This window comes from Rhodopirellula sp. J20-39 (assembly GCF_057365095.1).
Genome location: NZ_CP195123.1, coordinates 4,609,065 through 4,626,636, shown reverse-complemented (window position 1 = coordinate 4,626,636; position 17,572 = coordinate 4,609,065). Strand labels below are relative to the sequence as shown.

The window sequence follows — 17,572 nt, the reverse complement described above, 5'->3', positions numbered from 1 at the left end:
ACCAACGTGTTTCAGTTGCGTCGCTAAGGTTAAGCAAAGCATGACTAGATGCGGTCTAGCAGATTTGCCTTCTTTTGGTTGAATTCATCTTGAGTGATGTAACCTTTTTCGAGCAAGCTTCCGAGCCGATCGATCGATTCGAACACGTCGTTTGAGCCAGACTGCGATGAAGAGCTTGTCGGTGAAGGTGAAGCGGGGACGTCGGCTTGGAACGTCTGCTGCGGAGTTGGCATGTTCGGTGCCGGTTGATCGATGACTGGTTGAGGTGCCGGTTCTGGATTGGATTGCTGCGGTGGTTCAGTAACGCCGTTTCGGCTGACGACCGGTAGCGTGCCTAGCGAGACGGTTCCAAATTGGCTGGTGAACGTGATCGAGCCATCGCCAGATTGTTGTTGGCTGAATCCGCCAATGTTGTGCTGTTGCGTGTCGTACACCCACACGTCGTCGCCCGTTGCGACCGCAAGTCGGCGCTCGTTGGCGAAGTAGGCGTAACGCATTTGATTTTGAGATCCACTTGCGGAGGGTGAACCCAGTTCTTGCGGCCACCAGTTCCTGTTTGGATCTGGTGCGAACAAATCGTTTTGGCCGCCGTGGTCGCCCGAAGTTTGGTCTTGATAGTTCGATCCGCCGCTTTGGCTTTGCGACTGGAAGACGCCGCTTTGAATCCCGTTTTGGTTCTCGGCAATCGAACGTGCACAGTCTTCACACAGTGCGGAAACCCGATACTTCAGGTTTTGGTTGAACATGTCGCCGAGCATCATCATGCCACCGGACATCCACTGGCCGGAGCCGCCGAATTCGGAATGACAGAACTGAGCCATGCTGCCGTTGCCGTTGTAGACAGCTTGCAACATGTGCGCGACCGCGTCGACAGAAAAACCATGGCGGTTGGACAACGTTTGGGCGATTTGCTGGCCCGTCGGTGATAGTGGCAACACAAGTAACTCGTAGGGAAGGCAGATCAGAAGGTTTTCCCCATTGTCAACTAAACAGCGTATTTGTCCTAGAGTCCGAATGGGAATGTTCGTCAACTATCGTGCAAGCGGGTTGCATTGACCGGCCGTCAAAATCGGACCTTGAGGTTCTGCAGCCTGATGCCGGATCCCGATTTCGACGACGCCACTTCGGGACTATTGCGGCATCGCTGCCCTTGGGGCCGGTTGCGGGATGCGGAGACGCCATGGGGAGGGCGGGGTGCACTCCGTTTTAGGTGTTTCAGCGATGAGTCATCGTCAGAATGGCAGTCGAGGGCGATGTCTATCGATTGGATGTGTGGCTCAATTCACTCAACTTAAAAGTAGTTTCCTGGATCACATTTCCGTCTTGGTCGATCGCTTTGAAAGTCACTGTCGGGTCGGATTCTACAAAGTCGAAGCCCACCTCACCCCAAAAGTTACCTTCGTTGAACGACCATTCCGCTTCCTTTCGGGGAGCGTGGGAGTGCATGTTGGTGACCTTCGCCGACAGGAATTCATACAGCGGGTAACCGCCAGGACGTTCGGTTTTCCAAAGTTCGGTACGGTGACGATCGCCGGAGATCAGCACCACGCCATCAATGCGTTCTTGGTTGATCAGATCAAATATCTCGTCTCGTTCTTTTCGAAAACGGGAGCCTGCCCAGGAATCCTTTCCTCCCTTGTCGGCTAAGTCGTGCCACATCGTTCCGGAGCACAGGACCTTGAACTTTGCGGTCGACTTTTTCAGTGACTGTAACAACCATTGCTTTTGTGATTCGCCCAGCATCGTGTTGGTCGTGTCTGATTTGTCTTTGGGATCCGAGCGATAGAAGCGACCGTCGAGCATGAAGAGTTCCACGTCGCCCATCGTGAAGTTGTGCCAGGTGCCGGGCGTTTTGGCATCGTGGCTGTAAAACGGATTGTTCCAGTTCTGTTGAAAGACATTCAGGTTGGGTAATTTCCAAGGTTGGCTAAGCCCAGGACCGCCCGCGCAATCATCGACGCCCATATCGTGATCATCCCAAACGGCGTAGATCGGCGTTTGCGAAATGAAGTCTCGGTATTCGCGACGCAGCATACGGCGGTAGTAGTGCAAACGTTGAACGTCACGTCGGTTCGTGGCATCGATGTAAACATTGTCGCCAAGACCTAGGTAGGCCAGCGGTTCGGTCTGTGCGATCGTTTCCCAGATGCCTTCCATCGTTGGTACATACCGGGCGCCCGAACCAAACGCGACGGCATAGCGGGCCGGGGTGCCTGGCGTTGGGTAGGTTTTGAAGTGGAAAGATGGATGCGAAATTTCTTCCTCATCGAGTACGACCGTGTAGGTGTACTGCGTCCAGGGTTGCAGGCCTTCAACGGTTGCGATTCCGGTGAAGTCGTTTTCCGCAGTCGTTTGGACTGTCGATGAAACTTGGTCACCAACGACCACGTGAAACGATGCCGGGCCAGCGGTTCGGATCCAAACACGAGCCGATGTTGGTGTGACCGCTCCGAGCATGGGACCATTGAATAGTTTCAGGTCATGCTTCTGAACAAGTTCGACGAATGCCGGTTCGGCCAGCAGGTCAGCGATGCTTCCTTCCGAACCGAATCGGCCTTTGGGAAGCGGAGCATTGTTGGACATCGACTTCGTAGGCCCACGGAGAGCTTTGATCATGTAAGGATCGAGGTCCAGCATCACGGGATCTGATTCGCCTTCGGTGATGGGTGGCTTCGCGAGAGCTGGCAACGCAGTCAGGCTGATTAGGATCAAGAACCCGAGTTGTTTAATCTTCATGAGCGATCGGTGGTGGTGGGCTAAGAGCAGTTGGTTGAAACGCGGCAAGACGTAGCATGTTGATGCATTCCATACCAAGGATCAAGCAGGATGCCGATTCATTCCAATCGCCACTGACTGGTTGGTTGCTAGCGGCGAATTGCCAGTACGAATTTGCGTTGGTCTCAATCTGCATAGCGGGATTCTGACATGGGCGTGATCTTAAGAGTCATGTTTCGCCAGATGAGGGCCGCTCCGATAGGGTGTTTCAGGGTGGGTCTAGTTCTCAGCAGCGTCCAAGATCACTACTTTCGGTTGGGTTTGTGTAGCGAATCATCGTATTGGAGAACACGTGCGGCTTCCTTGGCTCGCGAGACCGTCGCTGCGTTTGCAATACGATTATCATGGTTCGAACTGTCGACTCACACTCTCCCTTTCACAACGTATGGAAACCATGATTCGCATCTTCCTTGTGACTCTGTTGGCCAGCCCTTTCGTGGCTTCGCTGCTTGCCGCGAACGCCGACGCCGCGGAACGACCGAACATCTTGTTCATCTTTACCGACGACCACTGCCAACAAGCACTCAGTGCTTATGACGACAGTCGGATCGCGACACCGAATATGGACCGCATCGCCAAAGAGGGCATGCGATTCGATCGCTGCTATTGCACCAATGGAATTTGTGGCCCCAGCCGTGCGGTCATCCAAACGGGTAAGTACAGCCACATTAATGGTTTCGTGCTGAACACCAATCGCTTCAATGGCGATCAGCCGACTTTCCCTAAGATGCTTAAGGCGGCTGGGTATCAAACCGCAATCGTTGGCAAGTGGCACCTCGGCTCAACGCCACAAGGTTATGACTACTACGACGTGCTTAAAGGACAAGGCCCGTACTACAACCCGCCGATGATCACGGCTGGCGAAGACGGCGAGCCGGTGACTAAGCCTCATACCGGTTACACCACGGAAATCTTGACTGCCAAGACGCTCGATTGGTTGAAGAACGAACGAGACGACGACAAACCGTTCATGATGATGTACCAACACAAAGCTCCACACCGGAACTGGATGCCGGCACCTAAGTACTTGAACTGGCTTGACGACAAAACGATTAGCGAACCCGAAACGCTATTCGATGAATACCAAGGGCGAACCCGCTCGGCCGCTCGTCAAACGATGTCGATCAAACATGACCTGAACGACAACGACTTGAAGTTGAGCGGTCACAGCACCATGAATGCCGAACAGATTGCCGTTTGGGACAAAGCTTACGGTCCCAAGAATGAAGCCTACTTGAAGGCACGGCCAAACATGACGGAGAAGGAGATCGTGCAGTGGAAGTACCAGCGTTACGTCAAAGACTACTTGCGTTGTGTGAAGAGTGTTGACGATGGTATCGGCGAGGTCCTCGATTACTTGGACGAAGCTGGTTTGGCCGACAACACGATCGTGATCTATTCATCGGACCAAGGTTGGTACCTCGGCGAACACGGTTGGTTTGACAAACGGTGGATGTACGAAGAATCGTTGAAGGCTCCATTGTTGGTGCGTTGGCCGGGCGTTGTCGAGCCGGAATCGGTCAGCGACGCGATTGTCTCGAACCTGGACTTTGCTGAGACCTTCTTGGACGCCGCGGGCGTCGAAGTGCCTGAAGATATGCAGGGTGAAAGCTTCGTTCCGATCTTAAAGGGAAACACGCCTGCGGATTGGCGAAAGACTTTCTACTATCACTATTATGAAAATCCAGGGCCACACAATGTCGCCCGGCACTACGGTGTGACCGATGGGACGCACAAGCTAATTCGCTATTACGCGTTGCAAGGTGAAGCGATCGACGACTGGGAATTGTTCGATCTAAGTAGCGACCCGAACGAATTGGTGAACGTGTACGGCAGTACCGACCACATCGAAGTCCAGAAGAAGCTGGAAAGCGAGTTGGAACGATTGCGAGTCTTGTACAAAGTCCCCGAAGACACGGGCTTTTTGCGAAAGAAGAAGCCTGCTGCTCAAAAACAGCGAGCCAAGAAAGCAGCTCAGCCGGCAGCGGCTGGAGCGTAGCGGTCACGCTATCGGGTCCGTCAACGGACTGTTCGCGGTTCGTTGACAGTTCGCTGACGATTTAATGACGACGGGCAGCGAAACGAACGCTTAATCTATTCGGCAGCGAGCCCCGGTTTTTTTGTTAGAACCGGGGCTCGTCTCGTAATGGCTGTTGCTAGAAACGCGGTCGCTGGAAGTTGTTCTGATCCGCGATGCGAATATCTATGAAGCTGATCCCATCGCGGGCGTTCGATTAAGTGCCTGTCCTAATTTATAACCGGACAGACGTCGAACCATTCGCGTTTTTGGTCATACATCCACTGGGATGCCTGGGTTGGTCCCCAGTTGCCAGTTTCATAGACATGCAGCGGTGGTGCCGCGGGGCTTTTCCAGGCTTCGATGATCGGGTCGATGATTCCCCACGCCAATTCAACTTCGTCACCGCGAGCAAACAGGCTGGCATCGCCTTGCACCGCGTCAAGTAGCAATCGTTGGTAAGCATCTGGCATCGATGCGCCGCCAATCGAATCTTGGAAGTTGAAATCAAGATGGTTGGTTCGAGTCTTCATACCGGCGTCTGGCACCTTGGTTTCGAAGTGCAACTGGATGCCTTCGGCGGGTTGCACTTGGATGACCAGGCGGTTGCCCATTGGCACGCGGGACTTTTCGCCAAACATCATGTGTGGAACGTTTTTGAACTGGATCACGATTTGAGTCGTGCGGCACGACATGCCTTTCCCGCTACGCAGGAAGAACGGGACGCCACGCCATCGCCAGTTGTCACAGTACAGTTTAAGAGCCGCGTAGGTTTCGGTTTGGCTGCCCTTGGGGACGCCTTCTTCTTGAAGGTAGCCCTCGTACTGGCCACGCACGGTTTGGCTGGCAAAATCGCCGCCGGTCATTTTTCGGACCGCGTGCAGCACCTTTACCTTTTCATCGCGAACCATCGTGCCATCGTAACGAGCCGGTGGCTCCATGGCGGTGATCATCATCAGTTGCAGCAGGTGGTTTTGGAACATGTCACGCAGGATGCCGCTGCCATCGTAGTATCCCGCACGACGGCCGATAACGACTTCTTCGGCCACGGTGATTTGCACGTGGTCAACAAAGTTCCGGTTCCAAAGCGGTTCGAAGATGCTGTTAGCGAATCGTAACGCGAAAATGTTCTGGACGGTTTCCTTGCCCAAATAGTGGTCGATCCGATAGATTTGTTCTTCTTGGAAGACTTGGTGAATCCGGCAGTTCAGGTCCTGGGCCGTCTTCAGGTCGGTGCCGAACGGCTTTTCGATAATCACGCGGCGGGTGCCGTTTTCCTCACAAGACAGACCAGCCTTGCCGAGTTGTTCGATAGCCAACCCGTACAATTGCGGCATGGTCGACAGGTAATAAACCCGCCCGGTTTCTTGACCGCCTTCGATCTCGGTTAGAAATTCAGCCAGTGTGGTGAACGAATCGGCGTCTTTGATGTCACCAGGCTGGTAAAAGACCTGGGGCGCGAACGTGTCCCATTTCTTTGCATCGAAAGCTTTGCCAGCGAATTTGGCCGTGGTTTCCCGCAGGCTTGCTCGCCAGTCATCGTGTTCGAACGGACTACGCGAAACCCCAACAATCCGAGTGTTTTCGGGCAACCGCCCCTTGGCATGCAATTGGTAAAGGGCGGGGATCAGTTTGCGGCTTGTTAAGTCGCCACTGGCACCGAAGATCACGATCGTGTTGGACATGTGTTTTCCAGGAAGGAACGAGCCAGAAAATATCGAGTAGAACCACGCCTCTTCTAACAGGGTTTTGCCAAAGTCGCATGGGCGAAATACTCCTGTCGCTGGCTTACTGTAAAATGCTCGGACCGAAAATTAAACCCGACGCATCTTCGCCAGCCTGCGGTCATCGGCGGCGGAAGATCTCGGGGACTCAGCGAAGGAAACCGGGGCAACCCCCAATGAGTCATCATCTAATGAGTTGTTTGAAACGACAGGTTCGCTTGCTAGCCGTTCTCGTAGCGGTTTGGCTCCCGCTAAGCTCGCCCATAAAAGCCGCCCATGGCTGTACGGTGATGCAAACCCTGGTCGATGGGGCTTCGATCGTCGCCCGGAATCACGATTGGATTTCCGGAGACGGACTGGTGATCGTCAATCCACGGGGGATCGCGAAAAAATCGCTATCGCCGGTTCGTCCGCTCCAGTGGACTTCTCGGTATGGGAGTGTATCTCTGAACCAATTCGGGCGTGAAATTCCCTTCGCGGGGATGAACGAAAAAGGCCTGACGGTGGATCTGCTGCAACTGCACGATGCGGAATTCCCGCCTGGCACCGACGAGCGTGATGCGGTCAACGTGGTGCAGTGGGTGCAATATCAACTCGATATGTCGGCCACCGTATCGGAGGTGGTCGCGAGCTTGGAACGCGTGCGGCCGATGCCGTTCATCGCTGTGCTGGAAAAGGTCCACTACTTCGTTTCCGACGCTAGCGGCGCCGCGGCCGTGATCGAATTCTTGGACGGCCAAGCCGTGGTGCAGGAATCCAGCAAGCTGGAAGCGGCGAAGGCCCCGGGGTTGGCTTTGGCAAATTCAACCTGGAAAGACTCGTCGGCGGTCGTCACTGGAAATGCACCGACGACCAGCAGTTTGCATCGGTTTGCCGAGGCATGGCGGTGTAGCCAGGACGGGCTGGATATCAAGAAGAATCAATCACCCGTCGATAGCGCGTTTCAGTTTCTGGCGTCGGTGCGGCAACCGCACACACAATGGAGCTTGGTTTACGAGCCCAAACGCAGACGGATTTCCATCCAAACGGATCAGAATCCCAAACGGCGATGGATCGATCTGAACGAGTTGAAGTTGGAACCGGGCGACGAGGTGATGTGCATTGATATCCAGTCGCCCCAACAAGGCAACTTAGCCGACCATCTTCAGCCGCTGACCAAAGCGGACAACGTGCGTATTGTCGATGAAGCATTCAATGCGATCTCGCCGCCAAGTTTCGTTCGTTCCGCCGTGAAGCAGCTCGTGATTCAGTACGGGGAAACGCTCTCCCTGACGCCAACTTCGCAGCCGCCGGGAGAGTAATCTTTCGTTCGCGTTTTTCACGCTGCGGATCAATGTTTGGCGATCCGTTGCATGTTCGAGATCAAGATCTGAGCTTGCTATTTCACAACCAGGTTCACCATTCGGCCTGGGATGACGATCGCCTTGACGATCTGCTTGCCGGCGATCGCTTGTTCAACGAAGTCGGTCGCCAGAGCGGTTTCCTTCATCTCATCCTGCGAAGCGTCGGGGGCCACGGAGATCTTGCCGCGGACCTTGCCGTTGATTTGGACTGGAATCTCGATACTGGATTCCTTCAACGCAGACTCGTCCCATTTCGGCCAAGCTTCCTTGGTGATCGACTCGGAATGGCCCAGCACGCTCCACAGTTCTTCGCAAAGGTGTGGTGCGTACGGCGCGAGCAACACCAAGAAGGTTTCCATGGCTTCGCGAGGCCGCGTTTCGCACTTCGTGAAGTAGTTGGTGAACTCCATCATCTTTGCGATCGCGGTATTGAAGCTCATCGCTTGCGTGTCCTCGGTCACTTTGCGAATCGTTTGATGCAGCACGCGACGTTGGTCGTCATTGCAAGGCGTGTCGACGACAGCGTCAACCAATGCTAGCTCGTCAGCCGCATCGTCGACCATCATTCGCCACGCTCGATCCAGGAAGCTACGGACACCACCGACGCCGTTCATAACCCATGGTTTGGTTGCCTCAAGCGGGCCCATAAACATCTCGTATAGACGCAACGCATCGGCGCCATATTGATTAACGACGGCGTCTGGATTGACCACGTTGCCACGACTCTTGCTCATCTTGAAAGCGCGGCTGTCGACTTTGATCGATGGGTCGGACGTCAGGATAAAACCTTCGCCCTTCTTTTGGACTTGGTCTTCGCTGTACGAGACCGATTCAACTGGCTTGCCATCCTTGGTCACGCGGTTTCCTTCGGCGTCCTTGCGCACGTTTTTGGACGTGACAGGGTTTCCCGCTTCATCGACATAGCCGCTGAATTCGACCTCACCCAAAATCATGCCTTGGTTGACCAAACGGCCGAACGGTTCAGGCACGCTGACGTGACCACGATCGAACAAGACCTTGTGCCAGAACCGAGAATACAGCAAGTGCAACACCGCGTGCTCCGCGCCGCCCACGTACAAGTCGACGGGCATCCACGCCTTTTCCAATTCGGGATCAACGAAAGCTTCCGAATTGTTGGGATCGATGTAGCGTAGGTAGTACCAGCACGAACCTGCCCATTGCGGCATCGTGTTGGTTTCGCGGCGATAACGTTTGCCGTCCAATTCCACAATCAACCAATCATCGTCAGCTTTCGCCAATGGGGGTTCCGGACGACCGTGCGGTTTGAAGTCTTCGAGTTCAGGAAGGGTGACCGGCAGTTGATCATCGGGGACGGCACGCTTCACGCCGGTTGCATTTCCCTCGCTATCGATCTCGTGCAAGATCGGGAACGGTTCGCCCCAAAAGCGTTGGCGGCTGAACAACCAATCTCGCAACTTGTAGTTAACCGCTTCTTCGGCCATGCCGCCTTCGTTCAGCGTTGCGGTTAGCGACGTTTTCACTTCATCGGTCGTGCGGCCATCAAATTCGCCGCTGTTGATCGCGATGCCTTCGGCGGCGAAGCAGGCTTTACCGGCTAGAATCTCGTCGCGTTGTTCGTGGTCTGCTGGCGGATCCACCACTGGGATCACTGGCAGATCAAATTCAACGGCGAATTCGAAGTCGCGAATGTCGTGGGCGGGGACGGCCATGATGGCCCCGGTTCCGTATCCGGCGAGTACGTAGTCGGCGACCCAGACTGGAATCAGCCTTCCATCGGCTGGATTGAAGGCAAACGTTCCCGTGAAAACGCCCGTCTTGGCGCGGTCACCATCGGTTCGTTCGCGGTCACTCTTGAAGGAAGCTTTTTCGCGATAAGCGTCAACGACTTCTTTTTGGTCCTCGGTGACCAGTTTGTCGATCAACGGATGTTCGGGCGCGATAACCATGTAGGTTGCACCGAACAATGTGTCTGGACGCGTGGTGTAGACACGCAGGCAATCGTCACCCGGTTGGACTGGGAAACCAGAAGCCGCACGGGAACGTTTGAACGCTTCGTAGGGCGCGGTCGAGGTTTGTGGATCGCCGCTGGTAGCCAGATAGAAATCGACCTCGGCACCAGTCGAACGGCCGATCCAGTCTGACTGCAGTTTCTTAATACCGGCGGGCCATTCGAGTTCGTCGAGACCTTCGATCAATCGTTCGGCGTAATCGGTGATCCGCAGCATCCATTGCCGCAGCGGAATCCGTTTGACGGGGTGTCCACCCACTTCGCTCTTGCCGTCAACGACCTCTTCGTTGGCCAGCACGGTTCCCAAGTTAGGGCACCAGTTCACCAACGCATCGTCTTGGTAGGCTAATCGTTTTGAATCGCGGTACGCTTCGATGGCGGCTTCGCCTTCTCGCGAAATTTCATCAGGTACAGGAAGCTCTGAGATTGCACGACCCTTTTGTTGGTCATGGTCAAACCAGGTGTCGTACAGAACCGTGAAGATCCACTGGGTCCAGCGGAAGTATTGCTCGTCCGTCGTCGCCAGCACGCGATCCCAGTCGTAGCTGAAGCCGAGTTGTTTCAGTTGGCGAGTGAAGTTGTCGATGTTCCGCTGCGTTTGCACACGTGGGTGTTCGCCGGTTTTGATCGCGTGTTCTTCGGCGGGCAATCCGAAGGCATCGAAACCCATCGGGTGCAGCACGCATTCGCCGCAAGCTCGAGCGAAACGCGAGACGATGTCGGTCGCGGTGTATCCCTCGGGGTGTCCCACATGCAGACCGTCACCGCTGGGGTAGGGAAACATGTCCAGGACGTATCGCTTCTTGGTGCCTGGCGGCAGGTCCTTCAGCGTGGGGGTCGCGTAGGTTTGGTTTTCGTCCCAGTAAGCCTGCCAGCGAGGTTCGATGTCAGTCGGGTTGTAGCGGACCATGCGTGAATTGTGTTGTGCAAAAGGAAACGGACGGATTCGTGGGCCGAATTAGAATCCGCCAGGGCGTTTCATGAAAGTCGTGGCTGAAAGGTTGGACACTACTGCACCTTGAGATAGTTCGCTGAGATGGTTTGCAAAGATAGTTCGCTCAGCCAGGTGACAGCGTCTTTTGAAGGTGGTCGCAATAGAATGCAGCATTGCCGAGTGCGCATAAAAAAACAGGCCTCATTCGAAATGAGACCCGTTTTTTAGTCTAGTAGTTCGCCTTGCTAGGCAAGCTCGATTGAGCTTAGTTGCAGCAAGGGTCACAGCAAACTGGTTCGCAGCAAGCAGCGGCACGACGTGCAGCGAACTTAGCCTTGATGCGTGCGAAAAGACCTGGCTTCTTGCAGCAAGGATCGCATGGGTCACAGCAAACTGGTTCTGGAGCTGGGCAGCAAACAGGTGCTGGAGCTTCGCAGCAAACTGGTGCTGGTGCTGGTTCTGGGCAGCAAACTGGTGCTGGTTCTGGTTCTGGGCAGCAAACAGGAGCAGGAGCTTCGCAGCAAACTGGTTCTGGAGCTGGGCAGCAAACTGGCTCACAGCAGTCATTTTTCTTGAAGCAACCGAACAAACCAGCTTCAGCTTGTGGGGCAACGGCGACGGAGGCAACGGCCAACAACGCGACAGCCAAGATCTTACGGAACATGTAAACTCTCTCTAACTAATCGGGGGGAACGAGCCAACACCACGCGGCGAGGCAGTTTGGGCAGAGTTTACGGCCTGCCCGTAAAGCGTCAACTAGGCAAGATAGCCGCAATCTCCGGAAAATGGAGAATTTTTGTTTGCTTTACAGAATGTCGCAGTCATGTCGAATGCGCTACCGGCGTTCAAACGCAGATTGTTCGCCCGTTAGTGTCGAAACAGTCGCAGTTAATGCGACAGAAGACGTGGGTGGTCCTTTTTGGTCACCCGGCCGAAAAGGTCGTTCAAAATTGCCTGTTCCAGCGGCGTATCTCGGCCCAAAGGGATCCATCCTAGGGTTTGCGGGCTGTCGTCGAACTCATTCGTGCGGCTGAGCCGGGACCCATCATGCCGGATTCCTGCCGTCGATTCGGTAGCGTACTGGGTCCGATCGGTGTCTTCCAGCTCTTTTTGAACGATCACTTCGACTTCGTATCCCGAGCCTCCCAGACCGTTTCCGGCGGGACGGACGGTCACAATCGCTCGCCGCCGCATCGATTGCAGTGTCCCTTGCAGACGTTCGAATCCCGTGGTGCTGTCTTTTCGCCATGGTTCGAAGATGGAACCGGCAACCTTGTAGCTGGTCTCGATCTTGCCTTCGAGCACGTAATCTTGGCGATTGACGACCGGTTGTTGGCGGGCGATGCGGAAATAGTCGTCGACGGTATCGACCACTTGTAGCCAAAGGAAATCGTCGGCGACGGGTGGCAATTCCAGCGGGTTGGGGACGTATTGGGTGGGCACGTCGCTGGTCAAACGATACACGAACTGGCGACAGCCGATCGCAGTGAAGGACATCATCACGACGCCGATCAACAGCACCATGGCAGGCGTCCGGCCGGGTTTCAGCCTTTCAAGCGATGTGTTGACAACCAATTTCATCGCGTCGGCAGACCCGATCGAAAATTGTTCCGAAGTCCGGCGACTTGAGGAAGCGGCTTGGCTCCCGGAATGTCTTCTGGGAACAACGACCAAACCGGCACACGTCGCTGCACATCAGCGAGAGCTTGCCTTTGGGCGGTTTGGATCTTTTCGTCTCGAATGATCTTTCGGATGTCGTCTTGGACATCAGCCAGTGGACGAACCCCAGCCTCTTCGCGTTCGAGAACTCGGATGATGTGGTAGGCGTCGGCGTCCTTGATGATCTGGCTCATCGCACCGGTCGGCAACGAAAAGATTTCGGCATCCAAAATTGTCGAGGCAAGGGATCCCTTGTTCGTCCAGTCGTGCAGACCGCCTTCGTCGGCAAACGGCTCTTGGCTCTTTTCGCGAGCGACTGCTTGCATGTTGCCACCAAAGAAAGCTTCTCGTCCCATAGCCCAGATCGCGTCATAGGCCTCGTCCGGGGTGGCGAAATTGGACAGCATCACGGTCAGTTGTTCCCACTTCGCACGAGCTTGTTGTTCGAACTCGGGGCGGTGAGTGACGTAGTATTCGTGGATTTCAGCCAGTGAAACGGAAGGGTCTTTTTCGACCTTGCCGCGGATGTAAAGGTGACCCAGCATCGCGTCGATGAACTCGCGTTGACGGGCTGCCAACGAGGTGCCCTTTTCGCGGAGTTTCGCGTCGAGTGCACTCAGATCTTTGACTTCGTATTGTTTTTTGAGCTGCTCCACTTCGTCCTCGAAGAACATTTGTCGAGCTTTCGTCTGCATCGTTTCGTCCGCCTCGCGACGCTTTTCAGCGGTCTGCGTTGCGACCTGATCTAGCAGAAACGATTCACGCATCATTCGGCTTTGAATCTTTTGTGCCAACAGCCCACGTGTCATCCGCACGCGAGCGAATCGAATTTGTTCCTCTGGAACTTCTTGACCGGCGTTGGCCAGGACGTCTTGGATCCGAGCTTCCACCTTGGGCGAAAGTTCACCCAGCAGGATCGCACTTTGTCCGACGATCGCGACCGTGGCCGCTGGATCGGTGGGCAATTCGGTCTGCAACGCTTTATCGATTTGTTCCTGCGTCGGCACCTGGGCGACAACGTTGGAAGCTGGCGTCGCCAGTACCGTGGCTAACGCGACAGCGGCCAAGGTTCGATAGGTCGATTTGGCTGCCGATGAGCTGCTTAAGACAGGCGATACCGACATGACGTTTAGCACGTGCGACATCGGAGCACATCGAAGTCGAATCCGCGGTAGCGGTACCATGGGGCAAGCCCAGTTCATGTAGGACAGAGATTATGGATCAAGGGACGTCACCCTTGTAAGCAATTGCCAAGCCGAATCGCAAGCGAGGTTTTCGGCAGCCAAACGGTTGTTCCTCGTCGAAACCCGCGGCTTATGTCGGCTAAATGCCTATCTTGCCAAAATCCAGTTCATGACAGTCGGAAAGGCTCGGTCAGCGTAGACCAAGGCTTTGCCACCAGCACTCAAGATGACTTCGCTGCGTCGGCGTTTGATGGCCGAAAGCGTCGCCCGGGCAACCCGCTCGGGTGGCCAGCTTCCAACGCTTTTAGAAACTTGTCCGGCTTCGGTGCCGACGAGAGAATCAAAGAACTCGCTTTTCGTGGTGCTGGGGCTCACCAGCGTCACGGCGATGCGATCGCCCGCCAATTCGGATCGCAATGAATCGCTGAAACCGTGCAGAGCAAACTTGCTGGCGCTGTATTCACTCTTGTCGGGAACCGCTCGGTGACCGAGCACGCTGCCGATGTTGCAAATCACCGGTCCGCGATCGGCGGTGGCCCGCAACAGCGGTAATGCCTCGCGAATCCAGTCCGCTGGGGCGAAGAAGTTCACTTCCATGATTTGTCGCATTCGGTCGGGTGCGGCTTGTTCGAACGGACCGATCCCGCCAATGCCTGCGTTATTGACCAACAAATCTAAACGCCCTGAATTGTGCTGCTGCACTAGTTCAAAGGCCGCCGCACGTGTGCTTTGAGCCGTGACGTCGCCCACAACCGGAATAACTTCAGCGCCGCCCAAAGATCGACAACGCTCGCTAAGTTCGTGTAAACGATCGGCACGACGAGCCACCGCGATTACGCGACAACCCTGGCCGGTTAAGCACTGGGTCAGTTCGCGGCCAATCCCACTACTCGCGCCGGTCACAATCGCAAGACTGCCCTCGGGCTGCCAGCGAGGCTGGCCAATGCCCAGCCTTTGAAACAGGCTCAATCGACGCGACGAACTCACCAGCAACCGATCTCGTTGGACGACTTCGTTGGCACGTTAAGCGACTTCGCTGGAAGTAGACGAAACGTCATTGGCGTCGGAATTGATCGGCGGCGCCACCGGTGCGTCCGTCGAGCTCGTTGTGGCGTCCGAACGGGTCAGGCTGAGCTTGGTAGGTGCCACACGCAGTGCGGTTCGGTGGACAACGCCCATGCCGCCTGCTGGCATACGCACTCGCACAGTCACATGAGAATCACCGAAGTCGCGAGACTCGATCTTGCCCTTCGCCGACAAGTACGACAGCAGCTTGCCATCGTGGTGGGCGACATCTACCTCGACGTCCAAAAATCCACGTGACAAAGCCTCGCCGACGACTTCCTGCAACGGCTGCAGACCCTTTTGAGTCTTCGCGCTCACTGGAATCGCATGCGGGTAACGGTCCAGCACTCGGTTGAGCACTTGAGGACTTTCGATCGCGTCGATCTTGTTCAAGACCAGCAACGTGTCTTTGGCTTGGATGCCAAGTTCTTCGAGAACCTGATAGACCGAAGTGATTTGTTCAAACACATTCGGGCTGCTTGCGTCGGCGACGTGCATCAGCAAATCGGCTTGGCGGGTCTCTTCCAATGTGGATTTAAAACTGGCGACCAGCGAGTGGGGAAGGTCGCGGATGAAACCAACCGTATCGCTAAGCAGGACGTGTCCCCAATTGGGAAGATGCCAGCGACGTGTGCGGGTTTCCAGCGTTGCGAACAGTTTGTCTTCGGCGAGCACGTTTGCTTCGGTCAACGCGTTCATCAGCGTGCTCTTGCCAGCGTTGGTATAGCCAACCAACGAGATCGTAGGCACGTCATCACGAGCGGCAACTTGTCGTTCACGCCGCGATTCAACTCGAGCAAGTTCTTCTTTCAGATCGTGGATCCGTTTTTGAGCAAGCCGGCGGTCTACTTCCAGTTGCTTTTCACCGGGCCCACGCATTCCGACGCCCATCGACTGACGCGAAAGGTGAGTCCACATGCGTTTCAGCCGCGGCAATGAATACTCGAGCTGTGCCAGCTCAACGGCAAGCCGTGATTCATGCGTGCGTGCTCCGGCGGCGAAGATGTCCAAGATCAACTCGGTCCGGTCGATCACCTTGGCTTTGGTGGCCGATTCCAGATTTCGTACTTGGGCAGGGTTCAGGTCGTTGTCGAAGAAGATCACATCCGCTTCGTACTTCTCGACCATCAGCCGTAACTCTTCTACCTTCCCTTTTCCGAGATAGGTCGAGTGGTCGGGCGTCCCGCGTTTTTGAGTGAGCTCGTCAACGACTTGGGTACCAGCAGTGGCAGCAAGGCCATGCAATTCTTCGAGCGGGTCGTCCTCGACGATACTGCCGGGCAGAATCAGACGAGCCAAAATGCTTCGCTCGGGGCCATCGTCATGAAGAGAAATCATGCGATCGGCGTGGTTGTGTGGATCAGACACGAGGTGGATTGGGTCTCCGGATTAGAAACGCGGTAATGAAAACGGGAACAGAACGGCTCTTTAGAGCATTCTAACCGCAAACGGGTTCAGCGTTCGAGAGTAGATTTAGTACGCAGGATGTGATGGTAATGTTGTGCAAATCGGTGTGATTCGTCGCGAACATACTGCAATAAACGCAATGCAAACGCACTTTTGCTTAGTTTCAGCGGCTCCGAAATGCCCGGGCGGAAGATTTCCTCATCGCGTTTGGCAAGGGAAATAACGGTCGGCGGCGTAATTTGCTGGTCCGCGAAGGCAGCCATTGCGGCACTGAGCTGGCCTTTGCCACCGTCAATCAGCAGGATATCAGGGAACGAATCACCGCGGTCGCTGAGCCCCCGAAAGCGTCGCGAAACCACCTCATAGATGCTGCGGAAATCGTCGACGCCTTTGACGTCTTGAATCCGAAACCGGCGGTACCCCGGCTTGAACGGCAAACCGTCAATGAACTGCACTAAGCTGGCAACCGTTTCGTTGCCGCCCAGGTGCGCGATGTCGACGCCTTCGATCACGCGTGGCGTTTCGGTCAGTTTTAAGACCTGCTTCAGTCCGGTCAGTCCCTTCTTGGGATCAATGTAAAAGACTTCCGGTTGAGCGTGCGTGTCCAGCTCGCCGCGATCCTCGAGCCGCTCCAGCATTTTGATTTCGTCACGCAGCACTGCGGCGCGTTCAAAGTCCAAAGCCTTGCTCGCCGAAGTCATCTCTTTATTCATCTCTCGAAGCAACTTTGTTTTGCCCCCGTCAAGGAACGTTTGCAATCGCTTGATGTCGCGGCGGTAGTCTTCCTTGCTGATTCGAAAGTTGCACGGCGCTGTGCATTGGTTGATGCTGGCCAGCAAGCACGGCCGGAACCAGTTCCATTTTTCGTCCGACTCGCTGATGTCCAGACCGCAGGTTCGGAATTTAAAGATCCGCTGCATCACCTGGACCGCACCGCGTAGTGCTCCCACGCTAGTGAATGGCCCGTACAGCTTCACGCCCGAAGTCTTAGGCTCGCGAGTGATCTCGACCCGTGGGAATTCTTCACGCGTCGTGATCATCAGGTACGGAAACGACTTGTCGTCTTTTAAGTCTTTGTTGTTCTTAGGCTGGATGTCTTTCACCAGCCGCGATTCCATCAACAACGCATCGACTTCGCTTTCACATTCAACGAAATCGATGTCAGCGATATCGCCAACCCAGTCGGCCGTTCTTGCATCCTCGCTGGCCGCTTTCAGGAAATAGCTGCTTGCTCGGCTTCGTAGGTTTTTGGCTTTGCCGACGTAGATCACGATTCCGGCCGCGTCTTTCATCAAGTAGACGCCCGGCGACTGCGGGAAGGTCTTCACTTTGGCCGCAGCATGTGAACCGCCTTTGACTTCGAACTGCCGCGATTCAGGCTGATCGTCAGTTGCTTCGCCCTCGTCAACGGATTCGGGTTGGTCGGCAGGGTCGTTGGTGGTGATTGCGGGATCTCCGGCTATTGCAAATGGGA

Annotated in this window: 13 protein-coding genes; 3 read left to right on the top strand and 10 right to left on the bottom strand. The window is 55.2% G+C overall.

Annotated elements, in window-relative coordinates:
- Positions 1-44: 44 nt before the first annotated feature.
- The 3 genes from ACR3ZL_RS16840 to ACR3ZL_RS16830 form a co-directional block, all read right to left on the bottom strand.
- On the bottom strand, positions 45-938 hold the full coding sequence (locus tag ACR3ZL_RS16840; protein WP_473651959.1) for an SHOCT domain-containing protein: 894 nt from the start codon (positions 936-938) through the stop codon (positions 45-47).
- A gap of 319 nt (positions 939-1,257) precedes the next feature.
- Positions 1,258-2,736: an alkaline phosphatase D family protein gene (locus ACR3ZL_RS16835; protein ID WP_473651960.1), complete on the bottom strand. Its 1,479-nt coding sequence runs from the start codon at positions 2,734-2,736 to the stop codon at positions 1,258-1,260.
- Positions 2,726-2,911 (bottom strand): hypothetical protein, encoded by a 186-nt coding sequence (locus ACR3ZL_RS16830; RefSeq protein ID WP_473651961.1) that lies wholly within the window; start codon positions 2,909-2,911, stop codon positions 2,726-2,728. Before ACR3ZL_RS16830 ends, ACR3ZL_RS16835 begins: the two co-directional genes overlap by 11 nt.
- A gap of 258 nt (positions 2,912-3,169) precedes the next feature.
- Here ACR3ZL_RS16830 and ACR3ZL_RS16825 point away from each other — a divergent pair, with 258 nt between their 5' ends.
- Positions 3,170-4,774 (top strand): sulfatase family protein, encoded by a 1,605-nt coding sequence (locus ACR3ZL_RS16825; protein ID WP_473651962.1) that lies wholly within the window; start codon positions 3,170-3,172, stop codon positions 4,772-4,774.
- A 248-nt stretch (positions 4,775-5,022) separates the two neighbouring features.
- On the opposite strand, the gene zwf is transcribed toward ACR3ZL_RS16825, so the two are convergent.
- Positions 5,023-6,477, bottom strand: coding sequence for a glucose-6-phosphate dehydrogenase (gene zwf / locus ACR3ZL_RS16820; RefSeq protein ID WP_473651963.1), 1,455 nt, complete (start codon positions 6,475-6,477; stop codon positions 5,023-5,025).
- Between the two features lie 215 nt (positions 6,478-6,692).
- Here zwf and ACR3ZL_RS16815 point away from each other — a divergent pair, with 215 nt between their 5' ends.
- Positions 6,693-7,817, top strand: coding sequence for a linear amide C-N hydrolase (locus ACR3ZL_RS16815; protein ID WP_473651964.1), 1,125 nt, complete (start codon positions 6,693-6,695; stop codon positions 7,815-7,817).
- Between the two features lie 77 nt (positions 7,818-7,894).
- Here ACR3ZL_RS16815 and leuS read toward each other — a convergent pair whose 3' ends face one another.
- Positions 7,895-10,759 carry a leucine--tRNA ligase gene (gene leuS / locus ACR3ZL_RS16810; protein WP_473651965.1) on the bottom strand — a complete coding sequence of 955 codons (2,865 nt, stop codon included), beginning with the start codon at positions 10,757-10,759 and terminating at the stop codon, positions 7,895-7,897.
- Positions 10,760-11,161: 402 nt separating this feature from the next.
- On the opposite strand from leuS, the gene ACR3ZL_RS16805 reads away from it, so the two are divergent.
- A complete protein-coding gene (locus tag ACR3ZL_RS16805) occupies positions 11,162-11,359 on the top strand; it encodes a hypothetical protein (RefSeq protein ID WP_486172796.1) in 198 nt (65 codons plus the stop codon).
- Positions 11,360-11,671: 312 nt separating this feature from the next.
- Here ACR3ZL_RS16805 and ACR3ZL_RS16800 read toward each other — a convergent pair whose 3' ends face one another.
- The 5 genes from ACR3ZL_RS16800 to ACR3ZL_RS16780 all read right to left on the bottom strand — a co-directional run bounded on the left by ACR3ZL_RS16800 (position 11,672) and on the right by ACR3ZL_RS16780 (position 17,543).
- Complete coding sequence (locus ACR3ZL_RS16800) at positions 11,672-12,307, bottom strand: hypothetical protein (RefSeq protein WP_473653537.1); 636 nt, start codon at positions 12,305-12,307, stop codon at positions 11,672-11,674.
- Positions 12,308-12,360: 53 nt separating this feature from the next.
- Complete coding sequence (locus ACR3ZL_RS16795; RefSeq protein WP_473651967.1) at positions 12,361-13,587, bottom strand: peptidylprolyl isomerase; 1,227 nt, start codon at positions 13,585-13,587, stop codon at positions 12,361-12,363.
- Between the two features lie 186 nt (positions 13,588-13,773).
- Positions 13,774-14,613, bottom strand: a complete 840-nt coding sequence (locus ACR3ZL_RS16790) for an SDR family NAD(P)-dependent oxidoreductase (protein WP_473651968.1) — start codon at positions 14,611-14,613, stop codon at positions 13,774-13,776.
- Positions 14,614-14,649: 36 nt separating this feature from the next.
- The gene (gene hflX / locus ACR3ZL_RS16785) at positions 14,650-16,029 is read right to left on the bottom strand and encodes a GTPase HflX (protein WP_473651969.1); all 1,380 of its coding nucleotides are present in this window, start codon (positions 16,027-16,029) and stop codon (positions 14,650-14,652) included.
- A gap of 116 nt (positions 16,030-16,145) precedes the next feature.
- A complete protein-coding gene (locus ACR3ZL_RS16780) occupies positions 16,146-17,543 on the bottom strand; it encodes an excinuclease ABC subunit UvrC (protein WP_486173589.1) in 1,398 nt (465 codons plus the stop codon).
- Positions 17,544-17,572: the final 29 nt, after the last annotated feature.